The following is a 14,963-nucleotide window of genomic DNA, read 5'->3' as shown; positions in this document are numbered from 1 at the left end:
ATTTCAGATACTTGCAGATACATCCTCCATGTCTTCTGCATTATGTAAAATAAATCATATTTTTCACGAAAGTATATTTTCCTTTTCACTAAAAAGTGATATAATGTTTGTAGAATAAATTTTTGCATCCCATCTGTAAATCCATTTTCCAAAAACAAATAATTCTGCTATAATGAAAGGAGAAAGCCGTATGACCAACCCTAAAGTACGCGATACTGTATTTTGCAAGTACATGAGCACAGGAGACCATTTGCTGGCCCTTCTGAATGCCATCAAAGGCACCAGTTATACTGATCCTTCCGACATAACAATCAATACGCTCAGCGGAAGCTTCTACAGCAACATAAAAAATGATATTTCCTTCATGCTTGATACGCTCATCATGATGCTAATTGAGCACCAGACCACCATCAACCCCAACATGCCCATCAGGATGCTGGAGTATGTTGCAGAACTGTTCCGCCGGTATATGGAACCTGAAAAGCGCAAAGTATATGGCTCTGAGCTGATAAAACTCCCTGCCCCGGAGTTCTATGTGTTTTACGATGGCGATGACACCAGCTTCGAGCACCAGACTCTCAGGCTGAGCGACGCATTCATGGCACCATCAGACAAGCTGGAGCTCATCGTGAACGTTTACAATCTTGCCGATGGCATGAACGAAGACTTAAAGGATCGGTGCAGGCCTCTCAATGAATACAGCATTTTCTCAAATCACTACAAGCAGCTTCGCAAACAGCGGCTGCCTATTGATGAAGCTGTCAGCGCAACCATCAGATATTGCATTGAAAACAATATTATGAAAGATTATCTTCGGCATAACGAAAGTGAGGTAATTGATATGTTTGGCTTTGAATGGGACGAAAAAGAAGAACGCCAGGCTCTTATTGAACTTAGTGAGGCTCGGGGCAAAAACCGTGAGAAAATTGATTCTGCACGCACTCTGCTCACTAAAGGCATTGTAACCTTGCAGGCTCTAAAGTCATCAGGGTATTATTCCCAAGAAGAACTAGCTGCAATTTCCAAGTAACAATCATCAGGAAACACAACTTATCACAAAATGAAAGCGAGATTATTACTATGTTTGGCTTTGAATGGAACAAAGAAGAAGAACGACAGGCTCTTATTGAAATCAGTGAGGCTCGTGGTGAAGCGCACGGAAAAATCTCAACCCTTCGCGACCTGCTCGCCGATGGTCTAATAACTTTGGATGCCTTGAAAGCGACAGGTCGCTATTCTCCTGAAGAATTGGATGCCATTTCCAAATTATGATTACAACATAATATAACTATTTTTATCGACCAGCCGTAAGCTTTACAGCTGGTCTTTATTTTCCCATCACAGCTTTTCTTTTCATAACATAATTCCACAAAGTAACTGCAATGGTAGAAAAAATCTTTGCCACCATGTAATGAAGCATCATAAACTCAACCAAAAACCACATGCAAAACTGATTGATGCCAAGACCTACCACACTTGAACCGATAAATAAAACCTTTTGCTGTAAATGCTGTACCTGCGCATCTTTAAAAACAAATACTATACAAAGCCAATAGTTAACAAGCACAGCTAATATAAATGAAATTCCTGCAGCATATAAATAATTAACCCTTCCCCACTCAGCTAAAACATACAAGAGTCCATAATCTAGAATAAATGTAGACGCCCCAGCCAAGCAAAATCTAAAAACTTCCCCCACATCCGAAGACCAGTGTCTCCTCCATCCCAATATCAATCACCACCAAATATAGTTTTCATATACAATATCTGACTTTTCAATAAATTAATATCATTACTATTTTTTGTTTCCAATGAAATATACCCTTCATATCCACAGCCAACTGCCATCCTGCACAAATCTTCATGCAAAATTCTTTTTTCTATTGGCATAAGATACGGCTCACTTATATGAACATGATTTATCAAATGATAATCCTGTTCCAAACATGTACAATCTTCATCATTACATATCATAGTGCCAACATCTAAATTCACTTTAAAGCCACGCGAATTAACATCCTTTGCCAGCTGAATAGCCATTGGAGTGGTCGTAATAAAATCAGTACCGTATATATCTGGATTAGCCTCCATAGCTATCACTGTACCGTGTTCTGCTGCATATTCCCCCAGTATATGAAAAAAATCAACCGCTGTACTATATGCAGCATCAACATCACCATTGCACTTCCTGTTTTTTGGACAGCCAAAAACAATGTTGTTACACATCGCTGCTGAAGCAAACTCTATTGTTCGCTTCGTATAGTCTAATAAAAATAGGCGGCTTTCTTTTGCAGCAAACATATTCTCTGATATTCCATACCAAATAGACTGTATTGAAGAAATGGCCAAATTATATTTCTCCAACAATTCACGTTGAAATAAAGATACTTCTGATATTTTCTCATATGGATTTTCTGGGAAAATTCTCGTTGGCGCAATCTCCACCCCTGAAATCCCCTGTCCCGCTAAAAATTCATACATTTGTACATCATCTTCAGCAGACCAGGCAATATTGGATACAGATAATTTCATAACTACCTCACTGATAAAACTTGCTTATGCCTTTAATTTCTCAATAGATTCAACAGTATATGTTCGTTTCTTGAATACAAGCCCCATTAACACATCCAAATATTTAATGATAATGGTAGCAACAGAAAATATACCACAAAAACCAAAACACAAAATCAAAACCGTGCTAGTCCAGCCTTCAACTGGGATACTCATACTGTATACACACAACGTATATACTGCTAATAAAGCTGTTAATATTAGCATAAAGCAACTCAAACCAAATGCTGTTTTATAGCCAAAATCCGTAAACAATATTAATGAATCAATAGCCATACGTCTACGAAAGACATTTTGCGCTATATCCCCCCCTAGTGTACATTTTTGCTTCTCATTCGGGCTGTATAATAATGTATCGCACGCCAAACCACTATTCATATATAATGCTTTACGATATGGAACCGTTTTGCTCATAGAATGTATCCTGTTGAGAACACGCCGCGACAAAACCCTAAAGCGCTCAGTACGCAATTTATGCTTTACCTTAGAAAAATGATTGAACAAACTATAAAACAGCCTGGAAGAAACCGCCCCTCCTCCCTCAGGAGCTGCACTGACAATATCATACCCTTGCAATGAGCGATTATACACCTCCATAATCAGCCCAGGTTCATAATCCATCTGCACGGAATCAAATTCCAATACAAAATCACCAATTGCCAACGAAACTCCCGCATTCATTGCAAGCTCAACACCTTGAAAATAACTCATATGCACAATCTGCACCATGCATCCACACCCTTCAGCATGTTGCCTTACCAAGTCCATTCCATTATCTTCAGAAGCATCATCTACCAAAATAATCTCATATTTTTTGAAATTTTCATCTAATACTTCAGATACATTTTTTACAAACGTTAGAGCATCCTGTCCATCATTATGAACATATGCCACTACAGACATAAAATTATCTTCCTTATTTGTAAAGCCCATTATGACAGCACCTCATCCAAATCATATACAGTATTAATTTTTCCCGACAAAACACTAATTAATACAGGTTCATCAGAAAGTTTCCTGATTACTGTTGGTCTCGAATCATCAATCTCCGAAGCCTGCAAAATAGGCTTCATGGAAAATAAGGATTCCCTGTATTGAAAACAAAATTCACTCCTCAAATATTTATGTGCCATCTGTGACATATAAGGCCATGCAGACTCTGGATGATACATGCATTGATTACAATTACCAAGTTGATATTTTGAACATTCAACATTTTCATTTTGCTGACAGCTAAAATCAGGCAATTCCTTATAACTAGTCACATGTGGTGTAAATGTAACCGATGTAAGCGAATGAAGGCCTGTCTTGCCAAAAGGCATAATCGAAAAAAACGGTCCATCCATAACTGTTATTCCTGTTCCTCTCAACTTATCATTTACCTCGCACAAAATTATTTCACATAGCTCATATTTAATCTTTAATGGCGTATATGCTTCTACGCCTTCTATCTTGGACAAAATTTGATTGGTAGACGCATAGGTAGCATTAAGTAAAAAATCCGTTCTCCATACACTATCCCTATCGGCATATATTGAAAATGAAGATGCATCCTGTACAATTCTGTCTATACGAACACCATAATGGATTTCAACATTTCTCAGCTTGTCTAGCTCATCCAAAAAGAATTGCTTTAAAACCTGGGCATCATAAGTATATTCTTCTGTTAAAAATGCTCCATCGCAAACACCATCATTAAAGTACCAATTAACCGGCACCTCGTCGCACCTGATGTTTGCATTTTGGCAAAAACACTTGAACTGTGCCGCATCTGTCCATGAAAAAGCTTCCGATGTAGCGTAAACCTGATCAAAAGAAGAATGAATACAAAAGCCAAAGTCTTCATTAAATCTATCAAAATAGTGTGCAGATTTTATCGCAGTAGAAAATGACCTGGGGTAATGATATCCCATATGCACACGTGCTTGATTGATATATGTAGCTCTCATAAAAGGCTCTGGATCATATTCCAGCACCAGTACCTTCTCCCCACGCAAGCCGCAAAATCTAGCTGCATACAAGCCATACAGCCCGGCACCGATTATAATCTTGTCATAAAACATAATATCACCGTCCCGGCTTATATAAACCAAACAAATTACTAAACAAAGTCTTTAACAAAATCCAATTTCCTCTAAAAACACTAATTTTAGTAGGAATTTTCCCACTCTCAGGATATTCCCTTTTAACTGGCACTTCGCATGTCTTCATACCAAGCTGATCTGCACGAACTGACAAATACGCTAACAATTCGTAAGCTATAAAAATATCTCTGAAAACATCAACACGTTTATCTTTCAAATATTTCCTTGAATGTGCCCTATAGGCATTCGTGGTATCCGTATACCATTTTCCCGCTGTTAATGAGATAACAGGCGCATGCAACAAACGAACAGCAAGATATCTAAGCAGTGGCGTATTAACAGCTTTTCCCCCTTTAATAAATCTTGAGCCCTGTACAAAATCATACCCTTCATCAAGTTTTTCAACAAATAAAGGTATTGACTCTATACTGTCTTTATTATTCCCATCTATCGTAATAATGCCCTCATATCCTCTGAGCAAAGACCAATAAAAACCCATTCTCAGCTGAGCACCTTGCTTACCATTCCCCTTTTTTATCAATAATGTATTAACTCCTAAATCCTTTAATATCTCATCATCTGTGGATCCATCATTGCTGCCTCCATCACATATTACAATATCTGCATATTTATTTATACTTGCACTAGCTGCCCTGCGCAATTCATCATGTATACGCTTTCCTTCATTAATTATTGGAATGCAAATACAATACTTATTCTTTTTCTCTAAAAACTCCCTGCTCTCAAACTCAGGAACCCCCGAAATCCCTTGGTGAATCATTTCTTCTGTTCCTCCACAAATAATTTAATGTCATTTAAAACATCATTTTTATCATATAAATATCCATCATAGCCGTGATAGAGATTGCAATACAATGATTTAAAATTGTACATCGGAGCTTTCCCTGACAGCTCATTGCAAAATTCCCTATCCGTAAGATATTTGTAAATTTCACCAATTGAAACCGGCTCTGTTGCAACATTCAATACAGAAATTTTATTATCCAACGCTATCTTGATATCCTTCCAAAGATTATTAAGATTGTAAAACTGAAAAACACCTCTACTATCAGTAAAATTCAATGCACTGAAACCAAGCCGTTTAAATTCTTTGCACAACAGGGTTTCCTCTTTTTCAGCATGTACATATTGAAAAAAACCATTTTCTTGCAACTTATAACTTTCCTTTATGATATTAGATACCGCTGCCAATTCGAAATATTTTTCTTGTTTTAACAACGCTGGAATATAGTGTATTAAATCATAAATAAAATTTTTCTTGATATTCCTTCCAAATAATCCTGGAAGACGAATTATCAAATAATCTTGAAAATTCCCCTGAACCCATTCTTCCAAATAAAGCCTATTCCTACCATAAGGCAACAAATCATCTTTTTGCGGAATTACGCTTTCATCAACATCATTTGGAACAGCATAAACATCAATAGTTGAAATCAGTACCAATTTTTTCGGGTTAATTTTTGTTATATTGAAAATAGCCGTTTTGATACCTTCAAAATCTTTTTGAGGATTTTGATTTGCTAAAAACTTTTCTGCTTTCACTCCTGCATAAACTAATAAATCAGGATTTGTGCCATATGCAGTATTGATATCAGAAGAATGATATACTCTATCAAACGAGCCATTTTGTAAAATATTTGAACCAACAAACCCGGTACTACCGACAAGACTTAACATACTTCAATACCTCTCATACATAAAATAATACTTTCGCAAAATTCAACTCACTATACAGCTAAGAAGATTCCGTTACCTCCTCGCTTAGCAAATTTATTATCAATTTGTTTTGGCAAGTTCAGCATATATCCCCAAAAACATGAATCACAAAGTGCATATTATTTCTTTTACATACACTTTCAATCTGCTATACAAAACCTTTTTACGATACTTAGGAATAAACACAATATGATACTGGCACTTCCATCGCGTATGTGATAAACTTTTATTGTCCATTTGGATCGCGCCTCCTATGTTGTTGAGTTTGGCTTGCGACACCATCTCAAGCATAACATAGGAGGCTTTATATTTCATCATAACCGCTACGGCTTTTTATATTCGCCCCAGTATAGCTGGGGAATTAGTATTTTTCATTTACCAATTATCACATTAGCTAAAACGTAATAAATTAATAATACTTGCCCATATAACTACAAATTTTTTTGCATAATTTCTGGCTTGGTTCTTCCACAAAAACGCATGAAATATATGCTATAAAGAAGGTACATAACAAACTAACAGCTATGAACCCCCAATAGTGTAACCAAGGCATGAAATATCCCACCAACTGCTCTACTAACCAGCCCCATAAATATACGCCATAACTTATATCATGAGGAAGCCTGTATTTTCTTACAATGCCGCATCCTGCTAACCAGACAAATAATAATGCTACACCCAGCATCATGCATAAATTGCTAATACCTTCATATTGTATAGACTTAGCTATCATAATAAGGGAAACTGGAAAAAATATATTTAGACAAATCCGTTCCTTATAGTATGACAACAAACTTCCTAAAAAGAACGCAGGAATCATATATAACGTTTCATTACCACCTAATACACTTTGACTTACTAAAGGATAAAAAATTCCAACACATAAACATACAGGTATAATTACAGCATTTTTTATATTTCGCGAAATAAACCATATGCCCAATATCAGCAAATACATTTTAAATTCCAAAGGTATAGTCCAAAGAGAACCATTAATACTATTTGCATACTTACCATCCAACGGATGATTTTCTCTTAAAAAAGACACATTATGTATTTCATACTGTATATCTAGTTTCGCATTATTAAATACATATGATGCACTATTTTGAATATAATCTGCAAAACTATTTCCTGTAAAATACATACATATAAAAAAAGTGCATATTGACAAAAAAATCAAACCAGGTAGCAATCTAAATAAACGTGACACTAAGTATACTTTCCAATTCTTTTTGCTGAACAGACTATTAGATACCAAAAGTCCACTTATCAGAAAAAATGTTATTACTGCCAAGTTACCTGAATATGTAAAATGTAATATTCTAGCTATAAAATCGCTACGCCCCGTAGCATCAATAAAACATGGTGCATGTCCATATATAACCATCGAAGCCAATAAAAGTCTTATAACATCTTATATCACCAAAAATCCAGTACATCACGTTTTCACATTTTTTGCCTCAATCCGGATTAAACTCCGAGACTACATTAAAAATATATTTTTCTTGCTTCAAAATAGAGAGAACTTCCCACAATCTCCTATCGTGCATATCATTTACATTTATTTTTTTCTATCAGTGCTACAAAGCAACAAAACGCAAAGATAAATATTGATAATTCTCTATATGTAAAAAATGCGTGAATAAAAGAATGATTACTCAATATCATATACCAGATAAAAGGATACACTGATATTATAAGAACCCCAAATGATAAATGAAGAATATTTTTATTAATATGATATCTCCGCATGGACACAAACACTCTACATAACAAAAACAACAAGCATATCACTAATACATCGAAAAGAGGGCTAGTCATAAATACATTAAGATTATTACTTATAGCACTCACAGCGGTAATATCACCACCTGAAGAAGTTCTATAAAGGACACGTGCAAAGCCATTATTAACTATATTATTACCAGTTATTATCCAGGCTAACACCCACTTTCCTAAAAACATACAAAAATATCCACACACCCATGACAATGAGATATAACTTGTATATAACAAGACTTTACTATAACTACTAAAAAATAAATTATTAGGTATGTTTGCCAACATAACCAAAAAAATTACTAAAGGTATACTTAAAGAAACTAATGGATATGTTAAAAAATCAAAATATGCCGTTATAATACCAACTACCATAAAAAAAGTAATATATAACTCTCTCTCCAGAAGTCTTTTAAAATTTTTTATCATGAATATAGATGATATTGTCATGATATAATACATAATTGAAAATTGAAAAGACATAGCTAATGAAATAGGATTTAATAGTAAATATACCAACAAATAAGACAAAGCAAAAAATACACCGATTTTTCTATTAAGGCAATGTAAAAAATATATAGCTAAAACCAACTGCAAAGCAGCATTGAATAAGCATAAATCTGACACATCAATAAAATATAGTAAGGGTTTTAACACTACTATATAACCATGCCAATAAATAGGGTAATCCGTATACACATATCCAGTAGCATCCTGAAGCTGTAACAACAAATTTTTAACCTGTCCATCTTTAGTATAGATGCGTCTAGGATTTAAAAAAGAAGCCTCAAACGCATTATTTTCGGAGTATATACAATTCTGCAACATTAAAGTATCTGTAAAATTATCCAACTGGGTTGTTAAATTACCAGGTAGCCATTGTGGATAATCACCACTTTTTTCATATATCACCTCAGCCGGTTTGATATTAAAAAAAACTGTTTCAGAGGAAATTTTATATACCGCTACAATACTAACTGCACCAACGCAAATAGATAGCAATAAGCATGTAAATAACCTTTTACAGAAACATAGACACATTTTACAATACCCTCCTTGTACAATCTTGTATTATCTCCAAATACTTACATTATATTATTTTAAATCATCCCTTTGTTGTAAAAATTCATCAATTTTGTTCGAAATTTTTCTATTACTTTGGCAAATCATACTATTATATGTGTCATTGGTAAATCCCCACAATGTAGAAGTCAGCTCATCCTTGCACAAAACAAGAAAAGGATTAGTCGTTATGATGATAGTATTCCCCAAATTTTCAATAAATCTGTCTATAGTGTTTATACTAGCATCTCTATTATCAGAATCCCATTCCTCCAGCTTTTCAAGAAACTGCTTATTGTAAACATTGAAAACCGTACTTGTCATTTTATCCAAAGTGATAAAACGAATCCCATCATAATCATCGACTTTACTTATTACTGTATTAGGATTAACATCAGCTATTAAACCAGAAAATAAATCCCAATTAGACGTTTTATGTAGATATTTTCGGATGGTAGCCATTTTTTGCAAAAAATCATCACAAAAAAGTACATCATCTTCACAAATTGTCACTGATTCCAAATCCATTTCTTTTGCTTTTCGGAGCATGAATTTATAACTCATGCCACATCCAACCCAACCCAAAAAATGCCTCAAGCCCGGAAAATAATTTATGCCATATTTATTGATACTCACAAATGACTGCTTTCTTTCCATGTATTCCGGCAATCCCAAGCACCAAAAATCATTATCAAAACGAATATAATCAGCAGCATTGTCATAAAAATTATCAAAATTAATATTGTCAGTTGCTAAAAGAAACCGTAAAAAATAATAATCAAATGCTGTATGCTTTTTTTCGCTACGTTGAATATCCATATTACTCAAAGTTTCTGTTAACAATGATGGCTGTTCAATATACTTACTAACAGTTCGTTCAAGAGCATCGACATCGTCAATATCTACAAATTCTACAAAATGCCTCAATTCATCATGTTCGTCAAAATCTACACTTTTCTCTGAAACTATGGCACTGGTCCCTAAAGAAATACATTCATACAATCTGGTTGTTTCAAGCAAAGCTCCCTCATAATAATGTATATTGACAATAACTCTAGCTTTTGCAAGCTCCTTATACAATTCTTCACCGAATAAGTTATTAACAACTCTGACATTGAACTTGTCACTAAGTCGTTTTAATATTTTTTGTCTACGCTCACATTCGTTATCGCCATAAAAAACTACATCGTATTCCTTTTTTATATCACGATATTTACGATTAAAATTATAACGAAAATCTATAGGTAAATAAAATATCTTGCTAAGTTCTATGCCATGTTCCTCTAAGAATTTTATATTAACAAGAGAATAATCCAAAACAGCTTCTGCCTTTTTCAATTGTTCAAAATATTCATCAGTAAACCATCTTGAACTTACAGACTGTTCCATCTGAAAAGCCACATATTTTTCAGGCAACATTGTAAACATTTGAGGACAAATCACAATATGCTGCTGATCAGAGAAACCACATTTAGGTTTTTCTATGATAATTTCGTACTCAATACCAACTTTTTTACAGCAATCTCCAATCAAATCAGCAATTATCATACAATGTCTAGTCGTTAAAATGACAAGTTTCTGATCTATTGTAAAATCACATGGTCTTCCCCCACTAGACAACGACACCTTTCCATTACCTATTTTTTCTAAAAAATCACAATTAATATTCAAAACAGAAAATATTTTCAGTAATGTTTTTTTCGTTGCAGTACGCCTACGACTGCCATAGGGTAAAATTTCGTTAATTAATGTTTTTATTTTCATGTTAATTACCGGCATAAATGCATTAAATTTAATGCATATTGTAGCAATGCCAAGTTAATTCCTTTCTTAAAATTATCATATAATATTATTTAGCTAATTATACTTCAAAACTATTTACATAAAATTGACAATTACCTTGATAGTAATAACTAATTCACTCCAAATCTATTGCACTATTTCATGTACGACACCATAAAGTTTTTGATATTCCTTCTCTGCATATGAATCTGTCATGCCTGCTATATAATCTGCAATAACACGCATTAAACATATTCTGAACAAATTTTTATAAATAACAAGTACACCTTTAGCTTCTACCTGCTCTGACATAACCATCCAATTATCCGAAAACGACAAATATATTTTTTCTTTTTCTGGTAATTCATAACAAGCAGCAAAAGCCAGCCTGCATTCAAAGGCATGTTCAAACAGATATACACCATTTTCCTTATTTAAATGTTTTTGAATATTGCCTTTTAATACATTATCGTCAGTGCTCTTTATACATTGACGCATATACTCTCTAAAAACAGCATTCAAGGTAGAATTTGGCATTTGTACTGGATTCATGGCATAAGCTTCAAACAATCTTCGAATAATAAATTCTCCTCTGCTATCCATACGTTTCACATTTTGTGATGTTAAAACCATTTTCTTTATTTCAGAACCCAAATGCTCCATAACTTTATAATAATCATCTTCTATTTTCTTATCTTCACAATTTTGCAAATTATTAACTAAAATTTTCGTATATTTCTCCACCAAATATCCAACAATAATATGTGAAATTTTCTTCATAAAAAACTCATCACTATCGCACACACATTTTCTCTGTTCATCTAGCTGTATTGAACCTCTTTTAGATGTAAAATCTAATGGTAATCCTTTTTCATTGTCCACATCAAAAATAACCTCTGTAGCTTTAGTTAATGAAAAAAATCTAAAAGCAATAGCATCTTCTATATCATGATGTCTTTGAGCGATTTCATCAGCATTAGAAATAAGATTGCTGATGAAATCGCTTTTATGTACATCTTTTACACTGAAATAACTTTTATCCAGATGATTATTATAATAATTCAAATTCGCTTGGTTTTCCTCTTTGTAACTCCTACTACTATGCTCCAACACAGCATTAACCATATAGCTACTATCTGGAAACTTGGAAGCAGGCAACATATCACCGCCTTGATACTCATTGCACAACAGCTTCAGCATACGAACACTTTGCCAATTATGTTTAAAACCACAATTTGACGCAAAATATTGCCTCAACTGCACATCATTTTCTTTCTCTGTAGATTCAAATGCTTTTTCATCAAATAAAATATCATTTACACGTTTATTACTATAGTTCAATATTTTATGCAGTTGCCTTTCTCCAGCATGCCCAAAGGGAGTATGTCCTAAATCATGAGCGAGGGCAATTGCCTCCACCAAGTCCTCATCAATTTTATCATCATCATTTTCCAATGACTGATTCACGCCCCTCGCTATAGTCCTAGCTACTTGGGCTACTTCCAATGAATGTGTCATCCTATTGCGTGTATGGTCTCCGAAATTTGTACCATAAACCTGCGTTTTACCTGCCAATCTCAAAAATCCTCTGCTATACAATACTCTATCTCTCATATTCATTGATGGTGTACGATATTCCTCATCCTTCACGATTAAGCACCTCATTTCTCTAAACAACTACGTTTTTATTTCTTTACAACAAAATATTTGCTATAATAAGGACATCATATAAAAGCAGAATTTTACCATTAAACACCCCACTGTATTCCTCATCAATTGCTACCGATAAAACACATCATGTCGGATTATTTATCAAATAACGAAAGTGAGGTCATTGATATGTTTGTTTTTGAATGGGATGAAAAAGAAGAACGTGAAGCTCTGCTCGAAGCTGGTAAAACCAAAGGCAAACTGGAAATTTTGAAAAACATCATGGCTAAGAACAACTGGCCTGCTGAAAGAGCTTTAGAGTTTATGGGAATTGCCAAATCTCAGTACAATCAATATATCTCTTTGTTGCAGATCTAATTCATTTTTGCGATTTCAAATGTCTCACTCTGCTGCACTAATTCTTAGGCAGCAGCTTTTTGCTGGCAAAAACTGCTATATGCCTAAAAAATTAGATGATTACATAATCCAGATTATCATTCCCAAGAAACATCTTTAAATATACTCTCAAAAACACTTCGCCAATCTGCTGAAATGTCATCTGGTTTAGTAATATTACTGAAATACTGATATGCCCGAAACGGTTTTTCTGTACCTGGTTTATACCCTAAAACATCTTCTATGCAATCCTCCAATACATACAAATGAGTCTGATCGTCTACCGCTTTACTGATATAGCTGTTGAATTTTTCTGCCCCGTTTATCCCTGTATCTTTGTCATGCATAACATATGGATTTATCCCCAAAGCCTTTAAATATTTAACTATCGAAATAATGATAGGTTTGCCATGTGCCCTTAAAATAAACCAATCCGACAATATTCTAGAGCGTGTTTCTTCCGATACAAATTTTAAAGTCTCATTGATTGCAACATATTCTGTATCACCTTCAACTACTAAAACATTCTTAACAAAAAAGCATCTTGCCAAGGAATCCTCCAACCTAATCAACATTTTGAGATATTTTTTGTTATCATCATGCAAACGCTCAAATGATTCTGTTAGATTGATTGGCGTACATGCTACCTGGCAACCATTGCCACAATTCTCACTATCTGACAAATGATTAACAACCTGCTTATGTTCATAATCCAAATTAATCATATACGGAGAATGCGTTGTACATATTATCTGATTATTGCCTTGACTTGCCAAAGCATATATAACATCACGCATTTTGCTAATTGCATTAGGATGAAGATATATCTCTGGTTCTTCAAAACCTATTATCAGTGATTGTTGTTTTCCGCTCATAGTAATGTCACGCTTAGCTCTGTATCTTAATAATGCAAACACTATAGACCTAATAGTTCCAGCCCCCTGATACTCTACTGGAGTTTTTACATTCGTAGAAATATCTATGTTAAAAGTAGGCTTAATAACATCATTTGCATCACTCAAGTTAGATTTAACATTTACATTAGCAGCAGAAAAAACTTCTGATGCCACATTATTTAAATCATTAACTAGCTTATAAATTTCAGTATTCTCATTTGTTGCATCCAATTCACCAGATAACTTCTTCAAATTGTCCTTTATCAATTGATATGTTTCTGATTGCTCTTTTATTTCATCAAAAAATATATTTAATAACTCATTTAACGCACCATTTTTATTTCCCGATACATTATCACCAAATTTATCCATGGCAGGAATCATCAAAAATTTAGGTAGTTTTTCTTGCACTATATTTTCAAAACCACCAGGATTATCTGCCCATCTCTCATTTTCTAAATCTATATTCACTAACTCTTCTATATCCAGTAATTTTTTTCTATCAGTCTCAGTAAGCTTTTTGGTTAAGGAAATACCTATATTTTCAAACCACGTTTCATCAGCACCCAAACTAATCATGTCTTCGATAGTTTTGCAATCTTTATACTCTGCTTTGATTTCTACAGGATGTTCCCTTGCTTCGATATGTGCTTTCTTACTATCACCTAGTGTATATTTCTTTCTATAAACAAAAGTATCACCATAACCTTTATGATAAAAGATTCTATTTTTTATACCTTTGCTTTTTTTAACCTCATCTTCAATCTCATTAAACCAGCCTGTAATAACTATCTCCTTATCCTGCTTTTCATCTACGCTATTTTTATAAAAATCTTCATCTTGTGCTTTTGCCTTAACGCTTAACAATAATTCCAGAGCTTTCAATACAGAACTCTTACCAGAATTATTTTCACCAATCAAAAATGTTGCATCAGAAAAATATACTTCCGTCTTTTTATGCTTTCTATAGCCTTCCATGGTTAGTTTAAATATCTTCATCTAC

At 34.0% G+C, this 14,963-nt stretch carries 15 protein-coding genes; 3 read left to right on the top strand and 12 right to left on the bottom strand.

What is annotated here, in order from left to right:
- Window positions 1-190: 190 nt before the first annotated feature.
- Window positions 191-1,030, top strand: coding sequence for an Rpn family recombination-promoting nuclease/putative transposase (locus FYJ84_RS03795; protein ID WP_205764088.1), 840 nt, complete (start codon window positions 191-193; stop codon window positions 1,028-1,030).
- A gap of 50 nt (window positions 1,031-1,080) precedes the next feature.
- A complete protein-coding gene (locus FYJ84_RS03790; protein ID WP_154406268.1) occupies window positions 1,081-1,272 on the top strand; it encodes a hypothetical protein in 192 nt (63 codons plus the stop codon).
- A gap of 55 nt (window positions 1,273-1,327) precedes the next feature.
- Here FYJ84_RS03790 and FYJ84_RS03785 read toward each other — a convergent pair whose 3' ends face one another.
- From FYJ84_RS03785 to dgt, 11 genes are all read right to left on the bottom strand, one after another.
- On the bottom strand, window positions 1,328-1,729 hold the full coding sequence (locus FYJ84_RS03785) for a GtrA family protein (protein ID WP_154406267.1): 402 nt from the start codon (window positions 1,727-1,729) through the stop codon (window positions 1,328-1,330).
- Window positions 1,730-1,731: 2 nt separating this feature from the next.
- Entirely contained in the window at window positions 1,732-2,532 is an 801-nt protein-coding gene (locus FYJ84_RS03780; protein ID WP_154406266.1) for a sugar phosphate isomerase/epimerase family protein, read from the bottom strand.
- 24 nt (window positions 2,533-2,556) lie between these two features.
- Window positions 2,557-3,504, bottom strand: a complete 948-nt coding sequence (locus FYJ84_RS03775; protein WP_154406265.1) for a glycosyltransferase — start codon at window positions 3,502-3,504, stop codon at window positions 2,557-2,559.
- Window positions 3,504-4,634 carry an NAD(P)/FAD-dependent oxidoreductase gene (locus FYJ84_RS03770; RefSeq protein ID WP_154406264.1) on the bottom strand — a complete coding sequence of 377 codons (1,131 nt, stop codon included), beginning with the start codon at window positions 4,632-4,634 and terminating at the stop codon, window positions 3,504-3,506. The genes FYJ84_RS03775 and FYJ84_RS03770 overlap by 1 nt, the downstream gene beginning before the upstream one ends.
- A gap of 4 nt (window positions 4,635-4,638) precedes the next feature.
- Window positions 4,639-5,436, bottom strand: a complete 798-nt coding sequence (locus FYJ84_RS03765) for a glycosyltransferase family 2 protein (protein ID WP_154406263.1) — start codon at window positions 5,434-5,436, stop codon at window positions 4,639-4,641.
- The gene (locus FYJ84_RS03760) at window positions 5,433-6,353 is read right to left on the bottom strand and encodes a Rossmann-fold NAD(P)-binding domain-containing protein (RefSeq protein WP_154406262.1); all 921 of its coding nucleotides are present in this window, start codon (window positions 6,351-6,353) and stop codon (window positions 5,433-5,435) included. Before FYJ84_RS03760 ends, FYJ84_RS03765 begins: the two co-directional genes overlap by 4 nt.
- Before the next feature lie 144 nt (window positions 6,354-6,497).
- Window positions 6,498-6,629: a transposase gene (locus FYJ84_RS03755; RefSeq protein WP_268878682.1), complete on the bottom strand. Its 132-nt coding sequence runs from the start codon at window positions 6,627-6,629 to the stop codon at window positions 6,498-6,500.
- A 172-nt stretch (window positions 6,630-6,801) separates the two neighbouring features.
- Window positions 6,802-7,803 carry an acyltransferase family protein gene (locus tag FYJ84_RS03750; RefSeq protein WP_328596330.1) on the bottom strand — a complete coding sequence of 334 codons (1,002 nt, stop codon included), beginning with the start codon at window positions 7,801-7,803 and terminating at the stop codon, window positions 6,802-6,804.
- 143 nt (window positions 7,804-7,946) lie between these two features.
- Entirely contained in the window at window positions 7,947-9,215 is a 1,269-nt protein-coding gene (locus FYJ84_RS03745; protein WP_154406260.1) for a hypothetical protein, read from the bottom strand.
- A 54-nt stretch (window positions 9,216-9,269) separates the two neighbouring features.
- Window positions 9,270-11,000: a glycosyltransferase family 25 protein gene (locus tag FYJ84_RS03740; RefSeq protein WP_205764087.1), complete on the bottom strand. Its 1,731-nt coding sequence runs from the start codon at window positions 10,998-11,000 to the stop codon at window positions 9,270-9,272.
- A 165-nt stretch (window positions 11,001-11,165) separates the two neighbouring features.
- Window positions 11,166-12,668, bottom strand: coding sequence for a dGTP triphosphohydrolase (dgt, locus tag FYJ84_RS03735; protein ID WP_407060738.1), 1,503 nt, complete (start codon window positions 12,666-12,668; stop codon window positions 11,166-11,168).
- 189 nt (window positions 12,669-12,857) lie between these two features.
- Between dgt and FYJ84_RS03730 the strand changes: the two genes are divergently transcribed.
- Window positions 12,858-13,046 (top strand): vWA domain-containing protein, encoded by a 189-nt coding sequence (locus FYJ84_RS03730; RefSeq protein WP_154406258.1) that lies wholly within the window; start codon window positions 12,858-12,860, stop codon window positions 13,044-13,046.
- A 116-nt stretch (window positions 13,047-13,162) separates the two neighbouring features.
- Here FYJ84_RS03730 and FYJ84_RS03725 read toward each other — a convergent pair whose 3' ends face one another.
- The gene (locus tag FYJ84_RS03725) at window positions 13,163-14,959 is read right to left on the bottom strand and encodes an ATP-dependent nuclease (protein ID WP_154406257.1); all 1,797 of its coding nucleotides are present in this window, start codon (window positions 14,957-14,959) and stop codon (window positions 13,163-13,165) included.
- Window positions 14,960-14,963 lie beyond the last annotated feature (4 nt).

The sequence above is a fragment of the Anaerovibrio slackiae genome (genome assembly GCF_009695585.1).
GTDB lineage: Bacteria > Bacillota > Negativicutes > Selenomonadales > Selenomonadaceae > Anaerovibrio > Anaerovibrio slackiae.
This window is presented reverse-complemented; position numbering and strand designations above follow the sequence as displayed.

What these genes read in the sequence shown, in the direction of transcription:
- FYJ84_RS03745 (WP_154406260.1), bottom strand. Translation starts at nt 9,215, where the DNA reads ATGTGTCTATGTTTCTGTAAAAGGTTATTTACATGCTTATTGCTATCT.
- FYJ84_RS03770 (WP_154406264.1), bottom strand. Translation starts at nt 4,634, where the DNA reads ATGTTTTATGACAAGATTATAATCGGTGCCGGGCTGTATGGCTTGTAT.
- FYJ84_RS03760 (WP_154406262.1), bottom strand. Translation starts at nt 6,353, where the DNA reads ATGTTAAGTCTTGTCGGTAGTACCGGGTTTGTTGGTTCAAATATTTTA.
- FYJ84_RS03755 (WP_268878682.1), bottom strand. Translation starts at nt 6,629, where the DNA reads ATGGACAATAAAAGTTTATCACATACGCGATGGAAGTGCCAGTATCAT.
- FYJ84_RS03740 (WP_205764087.1), bottom strand. Translation starts at nt 11,000, where the DNA reads ATGAAAATAAAAACATTAATTAACGAAATTTTACCCTATGGCAGTCGT.
- FYJ84_RS03775 (WP_154406265.1), bottom strand. Translation starts at nt 3,504, where the DNA reads ATGGGCTTTACAAATAAGGAAGATAATTTTATGTCTGTAGTGGCATAT.
- FYJ84_RS03765 (WP_154406263.1), bottom strand. Translation starts at nt 5,436, where the DNA reads ATGATTCACCAAGGGATTTCGGGGGTTCCTGAGTTTGAGAGCAGGGAG.
- FYJ84_RS03725 (WP_154406257.1), bottom strand. Translation starts at nt 14,959, where the DNA reads ATGAAGATATTTAAACTAACCATGGAAGGCTATAGAAAGCATAAAAAG.
- FYJ84_RS03795 (WP_205764088.1), top strand. Translation starts at nt 191, where the DNA reads ATGACCAACCCTAAAGTACGCGATACTGTATTTTGCAAGTACATGAGC.
- FYJ84_RS03790 (WP_154406268.1), top strand. Translation starts at nt 1,081, where the DNA reads ATGTTTGGCTTTGAATGGAACAAAGAAGAAGAACGACAGGCTCTTATT.
- FYJ84_RS03730 (WP_154406258.1), top strand. Translation starts at nt 12,858, where the DNA reads ATGTTTGTTTTTGAATGGGATGAAAAAGAAGAACGTGAAGCTCTGCTC.
- FYJ84_RS03780 (WP_154406266.1), bottom strand. Translation starts at nt 2,532, where the DNA reads ATGAAATTATCTGTATCCAATATTGCCTGGTCTGCTGAAGATGATGTA.